Origin of the sequence: Pseudoalteromonas sp. CF6-2 (assembly GCF_021729425.1) — a bacterium.
Lineage (GTDB): Bacteria > Pseudomonadota > Gammaproteobacteria > Enterobacterales > Alteromonadaceae > Pseudoalteromonas > Pseudoalteromonas arabiensis.
The window spans coordinates 2,282,524-2,298,868 of the sequence record NZ_CP091442.1; the positions used below are offsets into that span (position 1 = coordinate 2,282,524).

10 protein-coding genes are annotated in these 16,345 nt (G+C 39.7%); 3 read left to right on the forward strand and 7 right to left on the reverse strand.

From position 1 onward, the window contains the following. Positions 1-7: 7 nt before the first annotated feature. From L3Q70_RS10625 to pgi, 5 genes are all read right to left on the reverse strand, one after another. Positions 8-1,522 (reverse strand): tryptophan halogenase family protein, encoded by a 1,515-nt coding sequence (locus L3Q70_RS10625; RefSeq protein WP_346657783.1) that lies wholly within the window; start codon positions 1,520-1,522, stop codon positions 8-10. 76 nt (positions 1,523-1,598) lie between these two features. Further along, positions 1,599-4,193 (reverse strand): TonB-dependent receptor, encoded by a 2,595-nt coding sequence (locus L3Q70_RS10630; protein WP_157066218.1) that lies wholly within the window; start codon positions 4,191-4,193, stop codon positions 1,599-1,601. 607 nt (positions 4,194-4,800) lie between these two features. Next, complete coding sequence (gene pgl, locus L3Q70_RS10635; RefSeq protein ID WP_062569942.1) at positions 4,801-5,511, reverse strand: 6-phosphogluconolactonase; 711 nt, start codon at positions 5,509-5,511, stop codon at positions 4,801-4,803. 5 nt (positions 5,512-5,516) lie between these two features. Further along, positions 5,517-6,989, reverse strand: coding sequence for a glucose-6-phosphate dehydrogenase (gene zwf / locus L3Q70_RS10640; RefSeq protein ID WP_062569941.1), 1,473 nt, complete (start codon positions 6,987-6,989; stop codon positions 5,517-5,519). Between the two features lie 263 nt (positions 6,990-7,252). Next, the gene (gene pgi, locus L3Q70_RS10645; protein WP_237114243.1) at positions 7,253-8,899 is read right to left on the reverse strand and encodes a glucose-6-phosphate isomerase; all 1,647 of its coding nucleotides are present in this window, start codon (positions 8,897-8,899) and stop codon (positions 7,253-7,255) included. A 352-nt stretch (positions 8,900-9,251) separates the two neighbouring features. On the opposite strand from pgi, the gene L3Q70_RS10650 reads away from it, so the two are divergent. After that, entirely contained in the window at positions 9,252-10,280 is a 1,029-nt protein-coding gene (locus L3Q70_RS10650) for a LacI family DNA-binding transcriptional regulator (RefSeq protein WP_062569939.1), read from the forward strand. Between the two features lie 101 nt (positions 10,281-10,381). On the opposite strand, the gene L3Q70_RS10655 is transcribed toward L3Q70_RS10650, so the two are convergent. Beyond that, on the reverse strand, positions 10,382-12,637 hold the full coding sequence (locus L3Q70_RS10655; RefSeq protein ID WP_237114244.1) for an aminotransferase class V-fold PLP-dependent enzyme: 2,256 nt from the start codon (positions 12,635-12,637) through the stop codon (positions 10,382-10,384). Between the two features lie 129 nt (positions 12,638-12,766). After that, the gene (locus L3Q70_RS10660; protein ID WP_062569937.1) at positions 12,767-13,837 is read right to left on the reverse strand and encodes an AI-2E family transporter; all 1,071 of its coding nucleotides are present in this window, start codon (positions 13,835-13,837) and stop codon (positions 12,767-12,769) included. Between the two features lie 366 nt (positions 13,838-14,203). On the opposite strand from L3Q70_RS10660, the gene L3Q70_RS10665 reads away from it, so the two are divergent. Beyond that, positions 14,204-14,869 carry a hypothetical protein gene (locus L3Q70_RS10665; RefSeq protein WP_193987541.1) on the forward strand — a complete coding sequence of 222 codons (666 nt, stop codon included), beginning with the start codon at positions 14,204-14,206 and terminating at the stop codon, positions 14,867-14,869. Position 14,870: 1 nt separating this feature from the next. Further along, complete coding sequence (locus tag L3Q70_RS10670) at positions 14,871-16,331, forward strand: M48 family metalloprotease (protein ID WP_062569934.1); 1,461 nt, start codon at positions 14,871-14,873, stop codon at positions 16,329-16,331. The last annotated feature ends 14 nt before the right edge of the window (positions 16,332-16,345 follow it).

Genomic DNA, 16,345 nt, shown 5'->3' on the forward strand with positions numbered 1-16,345 from the left:
TTGCTGTTTACTGTTTTTGCATTCCAAACTTTTTAATTTTCTCGAGCAGCGCTCTGTGTGTTGGAAGCTCACCTAACAACTGATTAACTCGCTGTTGCTTTAACGATGTTAATTGCTCAAAACCGCGCACAGTATTTAGTGTGTCTGATGCAGGAAGGTAACGCATGCCAAACAATACATACAAGTAATTCTCAAGGTCGAACAAATCAAACTTACTTGCAAAGTCTTCTCTATTTGGCGCAAATCTTTGCCAACGCGCTAAGTTATTTTTCAATTGCGGAGATAGTTGCTCATCTTTACGGTTATCAATCCAGAACTCAGAATCAGTTCTGTCTGAAATACAGTAATGCATTTTTATAAAGTCAAACGTCTGCTCCCACACGTAATTAACATGGCGATTGTAGTCATCAATCACTAATGCAATATCCGCTTTACAGCGAGGAAAACGCTTTGCTAGTAGGTTTGCAGAAAAGTCAGCGATTAAAATTGCAGTGGCTTCGAGTGGTTCTACAAATCCTTGCGATAGACCAATGGCGACACAGTTTTTATGCCACATTTTTTCCCTTCGCCCTACTTTCATGGGGATTTTTCTGGGAGTTAGATGGTTAAACTTTTCACCTAAATATTTGTGTAATTTGTCTAACGCTTGTTGTTCAGTCATATATTTAGATGAATACACAAAACCAACACCTCTTCGCTGTGTGAGGGCAATATCCCAAATCCAGCCTGCTTGGTGCGCGGTTGCAATTGTATAGGGAGGAATTTCATCATCTGGCGAGGTAGGAACTTGTAGAGTGATCGCAGTGTCTGTTAGTAAGCACGCTGACTTATCTAAAAACTCAACTCCCAGCTTGTTGCCAAGAATTGCTGCAGAAAAACCGGTGCAATCAATAACAAAGTCAAATGCCATTGCCACATCATGTTCATCAACTAAGTGTGTTATGTAGTCTGCATCATCTACTACAACATCTTTTATATCTGCAAAATGATGTTTTACAGAAAAAGATTGCTCTGCATGACGACTTAAAAATGCAGCAAATTTTTTGGCGTCAAAATGATAAGCATAGCCATTAACACCCATAAATTCTGGGGTAGTAATCGTCTTGGGTGCTAATTTTTTTTCACAACATAAGTGCTGCTTTGAAACAAACGAAGCATAGTCAGACGACTCATTTGCAGCAAGCCAAGCATCTGTTAGTTGCTCACCGAAAATATGAGGATGATCAAACAAATGATGATAAAAATTACTGCCATGTTTTGTTTTATCCAACCAATTAACAAACTTAATTGATTGCTTAAATGTCACATCACATTCATTAATAAAATCGCTTTCGCTAATACCAAACTTTTGTAATGAGTTACGCATTGAAGGCACTGTACCTTCGCCAACACCGATTGTAGGAATAGTCGGTGATTCTATTAAAGTAATCTCAATGTTACTTCCTTGCAGAGACTGTCCTAAATGGTTAGCAGCTAACCAGCCTGCGGTTCCGCCACCAACAATTGCGATTTTCTTTATCATTATTAACTCGCTTTCATTTACTCACAAAAAAGCCCAGTACAAACTGGGCTTTAATAGATTCGTTATCTAATTAAAATTAGAAACGAAGCGTAACACCTAGCTTGTAGCGTGCTTCACCTTCAAAGCTCCATGCTGGGTAGCCATTACGAAGCTCTGGAACCACTTCAGCATCGCTTGGTGCAACACCAATTTGAATGCTGTCTTCTTCAGTTAAGTTAACAGCTTCAAATGTTACATCAATATTCTCAGTTACACTGTAGTTCGCGCTGAAATCTAATGTACCGTATGATTGGTGCTCACGGTTACCATAGAAACCAGGAAGCTCACGAATCATGTACTCTGAACGCCAGTTATAAGCTAAACGCGCTGAGTAAGTATCTGTTTCATAGTAACCCACTAAGTTTACTGTATGCTCAGATGAATCAGAGAATAGAGGAATTTGATCTGGGTAATTTTCAGCCTCAGACGGTGCATCTACAAACGTATAGTTAACTGAGTAACCAAAACCACTGTCAAAACCATCTTGAATTTGTAGCTCGATACCTTCAATTTGACCGCCTGTTGCATTCAACTTAGTTGAAAGAGTCCAGTTATCACCTTGCGTATCAGGGTCAAATACACCAATCTGTTGGTTTAAGATTTGACTAGATGTAACAAATGAAGTGATGTCTTTAAAGAAGTACGTCGCACTTACCATGCCATCACCATCAAAGTACCACTCGATGCCTAAATCGGCCTGAGTTGCTTTGAATGGGTTAAGACCCACATTACCTTTTGTTAATACTTCGTTACCTGCTGTGCCATCTGAATAACCTGCAAATGAAGACGCAGAGAACATATCGGTATAGTTAGGACGTGCAATAACCTGTGCTGCAGAAGTACGTAGAATCACATCTTCAGCGATATCAAAAGCAATGTTAATGCTTGGTAAAATATCGTTGTAGCTCGCTTTATCTGTGCTTAATGTGCTTTCATAAGTACCGTTGGCAAAGCCATAGTAGTCAGATTCAGCATCTGTAGAAATATAGCGTAAGCCAAAGTTACCACGAATAGATTCTGCAGAGAATTCTGCCATTGCATACACAGCAAAGTTTTCTTCTTCAATTGTACCATAGCCTGAACGATACACATCTGAGTCGTTATCAAAGCTTACAATTGCGGCACGAGCATCTGTAATCATTCTATCAAAGTCTGGCTCAGGTAGAGTAAAACCTGCACCTGAAGACATAGTACCTGAGAAGTATGTTTCACCATCACCCGTAGGTAATACATCAGTTAGTGTCGTTGAGTAAGTTTCTTGTTTAACTTCGTGATCAGCCCAGCGGAAACCTGTTTTAATAGCTGTAATCGCACCAAAATCTACTGGGAAGGTAAGATCTAACTGTGCGTATGTTTCTTCATCTGTATTAGGCTGTTTCTTAAGTGACCAACCAGCTGGAGAAAGTGGACCTGTAAAATCTGATGGTTCAAAGTATTTATTATTGATATCAATTTTAATTACTTCGCCAGTTGCATCATACGTACCCGCATAATCAGAGGGTAAACCAATGAAGTTACCGTAGTTCGCTGTTAAGTCTGTACCACCTTCTGATTCAGTAGTACCGAAACGACCTTTTAATGTGAAGTTTTCACCTTCATATTTAAGGCTAAAATCAGCTGTATCTGATGTCATGCTCGCAATACGCGCCCATGTTTGTACCCAACCTGGATTTGCACCTTCGCCAGTACGACGGTAGAAAGTACACGTTCCTGATGCATTCGTTTGCTCACATGCTGCATCTTTATCGTCAGGGAACATCACGAAGTTTGAGGTATTTGCGTTGTTTGCATCTAACTCTAGGCTCATGATATTCAAGCCTAATTCTAGATTTTCAGTTGGACGATACTGGAATGTAGCATTTAATGCCGTACGCTCACGCTCTTGTTGGAAAGTGGTAGGAACAATGTCACCCCAACCAATTAGTGACTCAATACCATTACGTTGATAGTTCGTTTCTGCCCATGAAACTGAACCTAGAACACCAAATGTTTCTTCGTCATTTTTCCAGCTAAATAAACCTGAAATTTGCGGGTCAGTTTCTTCAGAAATCGTACCGTAATCTGCTTTAGCACTTAAGAAAGTCGTACCAGCATCAAGGTCTAGTGGTTTGCGTGTATTAACAATAACAGTACCACCTACACCACCTTCAACGATGTCAGCTTGTGACGATTTATAAACCTGGATTTCACCTACAAGCTCAGGTGGTAATAGAGTGTAGTTAAAGCTACGGTCGATAGACTGTTGGTCGTACCAACCAGTTGATGCCACTGTTTGACCGTTTAAAAGAGTACGTGTAAGTTGGCTAGATGCACCACGGATCGATACTTGCTGGCCTTGACCAAACTGACGGTTAACTGCAACGCCCGAAATACGGCCAAGCGCTTCACCTACGTCACCATCAGGAAACTTACCTACATCTTCTGCAGAAACAGCATCGACAACGCTGTCAGCAAAGCGTTTAGTATTCATTGACGCTTCAAGTGAACGGCGAATACCGCGAACTTCAATAACTTCAACGTCCTCTTGAACTTTTGTTTCATCTGCTGCATAGGCAGCACCAGTGAATCCGGCACTCATTACAAGACCGATATTAACTGCTAATAAGCTCTTCTTAAAATTTTTAGCTAACACAGGATTCCCCTTGAATCATTTTGTTGGTTTTATATCACTTCTGCCCAGTGATGATGACAACGCTGTCATCTAGTAACAAACCATACACTCTAAATTACATTTGTGCTACATCTTTTTGGCTGTTTTGTGCAAAAAATTTACAACAAAATAATTAAGATATTGAAATTAATGAAATTTAATATTGAGCATTTAAGAATTGTTACATTTAAACGGCGCAAATATAACATGAGATTTAAAGTATATGAAAAGCATAGTTGAGAGTTTTTAGGTACAAAGCACCTATTTTAAGCAATTTTTGTAAGCTTTACTTTCCAGAGGTTAATTATTAGCCACAACCAAAAGTTATAAAAAAAGGCTTAACTAACAATCAATTAGTTTTGAATTAAGGTGTATTTTTATAACCACGCCAACATTGATAAATTTTATTTAACTTTTTCAGGGCAGAAAGCGTCAAGGGGATTGAGAATAAAAATCAATACTAATGACAGCGTTGTCATTTTTAAATTATAACGAGCATATTATTTAATGTCTAATGCTTTTTGTTCCTTATTTAAATAAAAAAGCGAGCCTCAAGCTCGCTTTCGTTTAATGTTTTTAAAACAAGTAATTATGGAGCCCAATAAACTTCAATATTAATTGTTGGGTGATTCAAAACAGCGCGTAAAGGCATGTCTGCAACAGCCCCGCCCTGCTTTGCTTGTTTATACACTTCAAGCTTTTCTTCGCCACTGATTAATAACTTGACCACTTTAGAATCAGCAATGGCAGCAAGTGTTAATGTCATACGCTCAGTTATCTTACCTGTAACATCACTTTCAATAGCATTAATAGCGCAAACTAAATCATTTGTAGCTAAACCATGCTCTAAACCTTCAGCATGTGGGAAAAGAGAAGCAGTATGACCATCTGGCCCCATACCTAAAATTGTTACATCAAAAGGACGCTTTAAAGATTGGTATGCTGCTTCACATTCAGCAACGCCCTTTTTTGCAGTCGCTGCGCTATTTTTCATCGTAATGAAGTTAGCTGCTGCGCCTTGGTTTTGTAATAACGTGCTTTTAATAAATGCTTCATTACTTTTTTCATGTGACGCATCAACCCAACGCTCATCTACCATAGCAACATCAATATTTGCCCAATCAAGCTCAAGGTTAGATAAGTGTTCATACGCAGGTGCCGGTGACGAACCACCAGATACCATTAATACTGCACGGCCATCTTGTTTAATGCCTGATACTAAACTTTGCTCTAAACTTGAAGAAAGCTCAGCTGTTAACTCATCTTTAGTCGCAAAGAATTTTTCAACAATTGTTGCCATCGTATTTACGCCTTATCGCCAGTGTTAAACCATACATGGTTATTTTCATCTAGTAATTCATCAGCATCTTCGGGACCCCAGCTACCTGCACGGTATAACGAGGGAGCGCCTTTTTCTTGCCAACGTTCGATAATTGGATCAATCCACTTCCAAGCTTGGCGAACTTCATCGCGGTGGATAAATAGTGAAGGGTTATTAGCAGCCGCATCAAGCATTAAACGTTTGTATGCATCAGAATGGAAACCATTACTGTATGCTTGAGACAACTCAATATTCATTGTCACAGGCTCTAACTGCATTTCTAAATTATCAAGACGCTTTGACATAAGCGTTAATTGAATTGTTTCTTCTGGTTGCAGGCGGATCACTAAGCGGTTTGGCTCAATATTGCCAACGTTATCGCTGTATACATTGTGAGAAACTTTTTTATACTCAACAACAATTTCAGCACAACGCTTTTTCATACGCTTACCAGTACGAAGATAGAAAGGAACACCTGCCCAACGCCAGTTATCAATGTGCGCACGAATAGCAACAAATGTTTCTGTTTTACTTGCGCCTTCGTTTAATTCTTCTAAGTAGCCTGGCACGATTTTGCCATCTAAATTACCAGGTACATATTGGCCTCGAACAATATTTGCATCAACATCTTCCGCCACAAGCGGACGCAGTGATTCAAGCACTTTTAGTTTTTCTGTGCGAATACTATTGGCTGTTAATTTGTTTGGCGACTCCATTGCAACAAGACAAAGCAGCTGTAATAAGTGGTTTTGCACCATATCACGAAGTGCACCCGCTTTATCGTAGAAGCCAGCACGGCTTTCAAGGCCCACTGTCTCTGATAGACTGATTTGGATATTATCAATCGACTTAGCATCCCAAAGATTTTCAAACAATGAGTTTGAAAAACGCAGTGCCATTAAGTTTTGTACCGTCTCTTTACCAAGGTAATGGTCGATTCGGAAAATCTGTTCCTCAGTAAAATACTCGGCAATTTTTGCATTAATTTCTTCTGCGGATTTTCCACAGTAACCAATCGGCTTTTCAACAACCACACGCGATGTGTCTGTGATCAGGCCTTTCGATGATAAAATCTCACAACAACTACCGTACACTGCTGGCGGTAATGACAGGTAAAATACACGAGACTTGTCCGCTTCATGCTCATCTAAAATGTCTTTTAACTTATCCCAATCAGCATCCGCTTCTGTAACATTAGTCACAACAGGCACTAAGTAAGCAGAAAACGCTTTCCAGTCTTTGGCGTTATATTCACCCTTGCCAAGAAACTCTTGCAACGCTTTATCTGCTGTTTCGATGTACTCTTCTCGCTTACTTTGGTCACGTACCGTAGGGAGAATGCGAGAACCTTGAGGCAGGTTGCCTTCTTGATAAGCGCGATACATTGCAGGTAGTAATTTGCGTAACGCAAGATCGCCACCGCCCCCAAAAATTACGATATCAAATGGATTTAGCATATATCACTCTCTACATTGGCAATGCCATGTCTTCACTTCATGCAGTGTGGCAATGCGAATTGTTGTTTGGATGATTGGCGATGTTTAAAAACACTTAACAAAGCCTATTGAATTTATGTAAGTAGCTTACTCATTGTTCTTATTTTGGCTGAAGTAAATGAGTCTTAGGGGCTCTGTAAATCCTCTCACAAAAATACAGGCCCTAAGAACTCCAGCGCTACCCGTTCAAAGGTATTTGGTTTACAGCTAATGCTGCGAATCTTTTACTGCTTACGATGTGCTTTATAGTAAGCGATCAGTCCATTGGTTGAGCTATCGTGTGGGTGACTCACTGCGTCATCAAATAGTTCAGCTTCAATTTTAGAGGCAAGTCCTTTACCTAGTTCAACACCCCATTGGTCGAATGAGCAAATCTCTAAGATAATCCCTTGGCAGAAAATCTTGTGCTCATAAAGTGCAATTAAACGACCCACTGTTTTTGCATCCACTTTGTCCAGTAGCATTGACGTGGTTGGGCGGTTGCCTTGGTGAATCTTATGATTCAGTAATTCTGCAATTTCGGCTTCCGATTTACCTTTCGCGGTTAAATCAGCCGTTACTTGCTCTGCATCAACGCCTGCCATCATGGCTTCTGTTTGAGCAAAAAAGTTTGATAATAAAATATCATGATGCTTGCCAACATTCACTTGCGGCTCAATAGACGCAATAAAATCAGCGGGCACAATTACATTGCCTTGGTGCAAGCATTGATAAAATGCGTGCTGACCATTTATACCAGTCATACCCCAAATAATAGGTACTGTCGTATAAGGCACTGTTTCGCCAGCAAAGTTTACATGTTTACCGTTGCTTTCCATTTCACCTTGCTGTAAGTAAGCAGGTAACATATGCAATGCTTGGTCGTACGGCAATATTGCTTGCGATGTATGACCTAAAAAGCTTGTATTCCAGACACTTAATAGCGCCATTAATAGCGGTACGTTTTGTTCAAATTTAGCCGTCTTGAAATGTTCATCAACTTCAAACGCACCTTCAAGGATCTCTTCAAACGCTTCGAAGCCTAAATACAATGCGATTGGTAATCCTATCGCACTCCATAGCGAAAAGCGACCACCGACCCAATCCCACATTGTGAATACGTTTTCATCTGCAATTCCAAACGCAGCTGTTTTTTCTAAATTAGTGCTCACAGCTACAAAATGTTTGGCAATGTGCTCTTGTGCTTGCGCCGATTGTAAAAACCATTCAACCGCTGACTTTGCATTGGTCATGGTTTCAGATGTTGTAAATGTTTTTGATGAAATAACAAAAAGCGTTGTTTCAGCATTTAACTCTTTTAATACAGAGGCAATCTGTACGCCATCAACATTTGAAACATAATGCACTTTCAATGTGTCATCGGCATAGGCTGCAAGTGCCTCAGTGGCCATTTGTGGGCCTAAGTTTGAGCCACCAACACCAATCGCCACAACATCTTTTACGGCCTTACCGGTATAACCTAACCACTCGCCACTGCGAACCTTATTAACGAACTGCTTCATTTTAGCAAGTTCGTTGTTCACGTCATTCGTTACATTGTCGCCATCAACCATAACGGGCGAATTAGCGCGGTTACGAAGTGCAGTGTGAAGTACGGCGCGATCTTCGGTGATATTAATTTTTTCACCGATGAACATTTTTTCACGCCATGAGCTGATATCACATTCATTCGCTAGTGCAATTAGCTGCTCAAATACTGTTTTATCTATATGTTGCTTTGAATAATCAAATAAAACGCCTGGGATTTGAGCGGAAAACTGCTCGAAGCGCGAGCTGTCATTGGCGAATAAATCTTTAAGATGAATTTGTTTCATCTTTTTTGCACTGTCACTCAATGCTTGCCAACTAGCTAACTGCGAACGGTTGCTCATAAATGAAATCCCCTAAAAAACTTGCAACAATTTGATATGTAACTATCTTTTTAATTAAAATGAATAAAGACAGCAATTAAAAACACGAAGTTGGTTAACACTAAGTTAAAATGACAACGCTGTCAATGTCCTACTTTTACATTTTATAGTCGAGATAATAGCGCAATTTTTCTCTTTTGACACCGGTATCATAAAAATTATCTCAATTATTTTACTGCTAATTTGTTTGAACATTCGATACACTAAACAACTTATATTAAATATTAATGTATTTATTAAGAATTAAAGTGCATGGGCTAACCATCTTTCAGTATTATTATAATACAATTTAAACTAACTATAAAGTAACAGTATGAAAGTAACAATAAATGATGTAGCTAAGCTTGCGGGGGTTTCCATGAAAACCGTGTCGCGAGTCATAAATAAAGAGCCATCGGTTAGAAAAAAAACCTACGATATCGTCATGGACGCTGTTAATACGCTTAACTACCAACCGAACTTAGCAGCTCGTAACCTTGCCGGAACATCTTCTTTCACTGTAGGCTTAGTCTATGACAACCCTAATGCATATTATGTTATCGATATGCAAAATGGTGTTTTATCACGCTGCAAGGAAGAAGGCTACGAGCTGGTTATCCATCCATGTAATTACCTAGACAGCAACATGGAAGATGATTTTAAAACCATGATTAAGCGTTCTCGCTTGGCTGGTTTAGTCTTGACCCCTCCTTTATCTGAACAAAGTAGTATTATTGATATGCTCGATGAAATGGGGATTCATTATGTTCGTGTGTTATCTGGCCGTCCTACTGATGAAGAGCAAGATACCTGCATCTTTGTTAATGACTACGAGGCCGCTTACGAAATTACCTCTCACCTATTATCACTAGGCCATACTCATATTGGCTTTTTATGTGGTGACAAAGAGCATAAATCAACAACTGAACGTTTAGAAGGGTATCAAGCAGCATTAAAAGATCACAATATTGCCCTAAATGATGAGTTAATCTACGAAGGCCAATATTCGTTCGAGTCAGGTGTTGAAGGTGCGAAAGCACTCTTGGGAACCGATAACCCGCTACAAATAACGGCTCTTTTAGGCGGAAACGATGAAATGGCAGCTGGTGCTTTATTTGCTTCACGTTTAATGGGAATTGAAATCCCTGAGCAATTGTCTATTACAGGATTCGAAGACTCGCCTTTCTCGCGTCAAACATGGCCAAAGCTGACAACAGCTCATCAAGCCAATGATGTTATATCTCAGCACGCTGCTCGCCTATTATTTAGAAAGACACGAGGAGCACGGAACCAAGACAAAGAGATCATCACGACATTTACCCCGTCATTAGTTGTTCGTGAAAGTTCAGGGCCAAAAACCTAACGATTCAATACTGTTACGAAAAAGCCGCATTAACATGCGGCTTTCTTATACCAACTTGCTTAATTAAATGATTAAGTATTATTGGAAGTTGGTATTGTTCGCTACAATAAAGCTAACCCACCATCAAGGTTATAGACATTCTCAAAACCTAACTGAGATAGGTTCTTAGCAGCTTGTTTTGAGCGATTCCCACTACGACATATTAAGATATAACAATTACATTTATTTAGATGCCCCTGCATAATCTCATTAGCCATGCGGCTAAGTGGAATATTAATAACGTGAGAATCATCAATCTTAAACTGCTCTGCGATATCAACCACACTATGCTCATAAGGCTCGCGCGTATCGATTAGATAGGTGTCCTTTTGGCAAAGCATTGCTTTTGCTTCTGTTGATGTTAACTGCTTCGTGGGCGGGCTTTCTAATGTATCTACATAGCCGCACAAGCTATGATTTACAGCTTGTTTTTGCTGATCGTTTTGTTGCTTTAGTTCAATAAACTCGGCGTCAGAAATCTGCTCATTGAGCAACCGGCTTAATAGCGGATTTGTCGCCTGCTGTGCATGCCAATCCATTGCAAAGCACTGCTGATAATCATGGCCAGAGCAAATCACTGTTTTATCATCTATGGTATTTGCAATATACTTTAATGACTGAGCCATCTGAGCGGCATCACCACCTTCAAGTGAAGTATTACCTAACCCACCGGGTAAAATTAAGTCTCCACAAAAACAATAACTAATGGCCTTAGTTTTGTTATCTTTGAGCAAATAACTAACACTGTCTTGGCTGTGCCCTGGTGTTGCAACTTTGCTCAAACACATATCGGTTAGTTCAATCTGTTCCGCCTTAATCGGCCAGCCTAGTTCATCGACTTCACCAGCAATACAGTGTTCAGCCAATTCTTTACTTAATAAACATCGTGCAGAAAGTCGTTCTTGATGTTGATGGGTGTCTAAAATAGCGAGAACTGTTAATCCTTGTGTCGCAACCATTTTTGCTAAACGCGGAATAAGTTCAATAATAGGATCGATAATCACCGCATGCTTGTTACTATCAACATATAACCAGCAGCACGCAGCTTGATGTCTTAATTGAGTTAGACCAATCGCACACACCTCATGTTGGGGTGTTGTACTGTCTGAAACAACTAAACAGTTTGCTTCAAGAATCGGTTTTAATGAACGAATTTTCTCGCATGCATAATCAATTTCTTGCTGGCTTGCTGCTGGACCAAACGACATACGAATGGCATTCTCACTTTGCCAATCAGATGCACCCATAGCATCAAGAACAAAACTACGATTCGCTCCCGAGCTACATGCAGACCCACCACTGACACGAATACCCGCAGCATCAAATAAATCCATCACCTCTTTGCTTGTTAACTCATTAACTGCAAAGTTTAGTGTTGTGGGTACTGAGCATGAAAAGCGATGGTTAAATGTAATGTCACCAAAAGTATCCACTAATGCTGCATGTAACTGCTTACGATAAGCATCTAGCAGCTCAATAGGTTTAAAAACATCGTCTTCTTTATCTAACAACAATGAAAAAAGTTTATTTAATCCTGCAATACCTGGTAAGTTTTCTGTGCCTGAGCGCATGCCACTTTCTTGGCCACCTCCAGCAATAAATGGCGTATATGCACTGCCCTTGCGAATATACAAAACACCTATCCCTTTTGGTGCATATAGCTTGTGACCTGAGAATGGTGCGTAATCAATTGTCGTTTTACTGAGTGATAAATCCGTTTTTCCTAGTGCTTGTACACAATCTACCATCCAAGCAACATCCGTATTTTTACTGCGGATCACTTTTTCAATTGCTGTTAGGTCTTGGAACACACCGGTTTCATTATTCACTGCCATAGTGCAAATCATTAACGCGCGCGAGGCATGACTAGCAATAAACTCATGATCTAAAATGCCATTTTTATCAACGGGGATAGCAAGAACTTCAGCATTGATATCTAGCACTGTATTCCAGTGCTTAAGCGTATTAGGAACTGCTTTATGCTCTGTTGCACCATAGAGCAATACAGGGTTATCTATTTTATGATGTTTTGCGGCAATTAAAGTCGATACGACAGCCGTCTGAATACCTTCTGTTGCACCTGAAGTAAACAAAATGTCGCCATCAGTCGCCCCAATTACATCACGGGCTTTACGGCGAGTCTGTTCCAACAAATGCTTAGCTTGAATACCAGTAATGTGAGAACTTGACGGATTTCCAAAGCAAACTTGCATTGTATGAGAGACAACATCAGCAATTTCAGGAAGTACAGGTGTCGTTGCATTTGCATCTAAATAGATTTGCTGATTTATATCATCGGAGAAAAAAAAGTTAGCCATTAAACGCACCATATTACTAAAAGATATATCTTATAACGTATTTTACATTTTTACCGTGTATAAGAGTAATAATCAATTAAGCAGTAAAGTGCGTTTTCTATACTTTTTAATGCTAAAGAATTGGCTGAGCTATTGGCTTTCGATCAAATTCTCTTGCTTGCTCGACCAAGCATTTATCAGAGCTTTAACAAGTGATGCTAAAGGAATAGCAAAGAATACTCCCCAAAACCCCCAAAGCCCACCAAAGAACAGCACTGCAACAATGATAAACACAGGGTTTAAGTCAACGGCTTCAGAGAACAATAAAGGGACCAGCACATTGCCATCGAGCGCTTGAATAATGCCGTAGATTATCAATATGGTCCAAAATTGGGTCTCTAATCCAAATTGAAACAAGGCCACAGCCGCCACAGGAATGGTTACCAATGCAGCGCCCACAAACGGAATAAGCACCGATAGACCAACTAATACACTGAGTAATGCCGCGTAGCGTAAATCAAGCACAGCAAAAGCAATAAAGGAGGCCGTACCTACAATTAGAATTTCGAACACTTTTCCACGAATATAATTCATAATCTGCTGATTCATCTCTTGCCATACTTGCAGGATTAAACGACGTTGCTTAGGGATTAAACGCTCAGCACTTTTGATAAGATCTTGTTTATCTTTAAGCATAAAGAAAACTAGCAGTGGTACTAAAATAAGATAGATCAACCATGCCGCCACATCTTTTAAAGAAGTAAGCGAGGCAGATAAAACAACTTGGCCAAATTCAATCACCTTGGTCTCTACACTACTGACAATAGACTTAACTTGATCTGTTGTAATCAAATTGGGGTAGTCATCAGGTAAATGCATTAAGAAGGCCTTTCCTTGCTCGACCATGTACGGGGCTTCTTGCACTAAATTACTTGTTTGCTGCCATAAAACAGGGCCCATACCAATAATGATCATCAACATTAAACCACTAAACACCAGCATCACCAGCACAGTGGCCGTAAAACGTTTTAAGCCGAACTTTTCTAAATGCACAACAGGCCAATCAAGCAAATATGCAATCACCAATGCTACGAGTACAGGAACAATTAATGAACCAAAGAAATAAAACAGTGCAACTGTTGCTATTAAAAGTAATAACAGCGTCACTGAGTGAGGATCAGAAAACTTATTTTCGTACCAAGCTTTAACGTATTCAAACACAAACAGGCTCCACTGTTAATTCGCCTAAATTTAGGTCAAGTCTATATTGATAATGATGTTTATCTAAAAAACGCAGCATATCATGATTTGAATGGGCAACATCAAATGCAAAAATGACTGTTTGTTTCGCTAATTGTGCCTTTTTTAGTCCTAATTTAAACTGAACAAATTGTTGCGGGCACTTAAACGGCCTCAAATCACATCTCAACATAACGAGACTATCCCGTAATAACTATGAACAATTGGTATAAGCCCTATGCATATACCAAAATCAGATCAATAGAATGAATCTAAATTCATTTTTTTCTTAAAACACGCAAAACAATAGTTTATCCTTATTTAATAACTGGTAGTAAAGGAAACCTAATGCCTGGCACGCATAATAAAGCGCAATTACCTGCTAATCCAACTCTTAAAGAAATAAATTGGTATAAAAAGCAGATTAACTGGGGGGAGCTACCTCCGTTTTATCACATGGTTGCATCCTCTGTGAGTGAATCTGAGGGGATTTTAAACCATGGTTTTGATAATGCAGTGAAGCGCCTTATTGATACAAGCAATTGGAATCTTGATACACTTGATGGGCACGTAACCAATTTAGGTGAAATTGTTTGCGAAAACAAACCTAGAATAGCGTTACATCAAAGCTTTACTGAGCGTGGTTTTGAGTTATGGGCTTCGCCATATGCCAAAGATTCACTTGTTGATCAATATGTCAAAGGTAACCGCTTTATGGAGTTTAAGGTATGGGACCCGATCACAATGAAAAACCTTATTCGCATAAATCAGCTACACAAATTTATTGCCTTTTATTTTGAGCGTGGCGATAAAGCCGACAAAGCCCTTATTCTTCACGCGCATAAGGTTGTGCATAAAATCATAACTTTTTTACAACGAGAGTTGAACGTTGTTAAGCTAGGTGGAGTCACAATAAAAGATTTCTATCAATTATGTGAAAAAGATAGCCGTGCATGTAGCGACGAAATAGACCTTGCTAAAATCATGCTTGGTGAGCAGATCAAAAAGGAATAAAATGCGATTTAAATCAGCCTTTATAACACTGTGCAGTGCGTTACTCACACTCGTGGTTTTGCACAGTGAGCCGTTAAAGGCACAAACAAATTTTAAACTTCCCGATTTAGGCACCTCGGCACTGCAAGCACTTCCGATTGAAAAAGAGCAAGCAATTGGTGAAGTAATGATGATGCAAATTCGAGGATCATCACCTGTTGTTAATGATCCTGTACTTGACGAGTATCTCACAACTTTAGGTCGTCGCTTAGTTGCAAATGCCAACGATGTACGTTTTCCGTTTTCTTTTTTCTGGATTAATAACTCTGAGATTAATGCATTTGCATTCTATGGTGGCCATGTTGGTGTTCACACTGGACTTATTGCGCAAGCTGATAACGAAAGCCAATTTGCGTCAGTGTTGGGCCATGAGATAGCGCACGTAACACAACGTCATTTAGCGCGTCGACTCCAACAACAACAAGACAATAGCGCTTTAACAATTGCAGGTATGATTGCTGGTATTCTGGCAACGGTTGTCTCACCTGATGCAGGTATTGCGATTATTTCGGCAAACCAAACACAAGCCGCATTTAGCCAACTCACTCACAGTCGTGCTGCAGAGCAAGAAGCTGACCGCATTGGCATGCAGACCCTTAACAATGCCGGCTTTGATCCACGCCAATCAAGCGAGTTTTTAACTAAACTAGCTGCGCAAATCCGTTACAAATACAAGCCCCCTGCTTTTTTGCTTACTCACCCATTACCCGAAAGCCGTGTCTCTGATGTACGCTTAAGAGCTGAGCAATACCCTAAAAAGCATTTCTCAGATAGCTTAGAATTCAATTTAGCAAAAAGTCGTGTTATTGCTCGCTATTATCAAAAGTCTGAAGCTGCTGAGGACCTCTTTCGAAAATTAATGCGTGAAAACACCGCGTATGGCGATACTGCTCTAAAATATGGTTTAGGGATTAGCTTATTAGATCAGAAAAAACTCGACGAAGCTGCCAGTGTACTTGAGCCATTACGCAAAAAAGATCCTAAAAACTTATTTTATATCGATACCCACACTGATCTGCTTATTGCGCAAGGCAAAGCTGATGAAGCCGTAGACTATTTAGCAAAATTAAATATTGATAGACCAAATAATCAAGTTATAACCCTCAACTATGCAAATGCGGCTATTGAGGCTGAGCAATACGATGTTGCGGAGCAAGTTTTAAAGACTTTTTTACTTGCTAAGCCTGACCATAATTTAGGTAAAGAATTGATTGCTAACGTTTATAAAAAGCAAAAAAACTTAGCGGCGTATCATGAAGCACATGCTGATGTTTTGGCGCAATATGGTGCCTACTTAAAAGCTGCTGACGAAATTCAAAAAGCATTAAATTTCGTCGAGCCAGAAGAGCTAGTGAAGCAGCAACGTTTAAAAGCATTGCTTACACAATATCGTCAACTACAAAAAGAGCTAGCGAGACTTTAAGTCTCGCCTTGCTT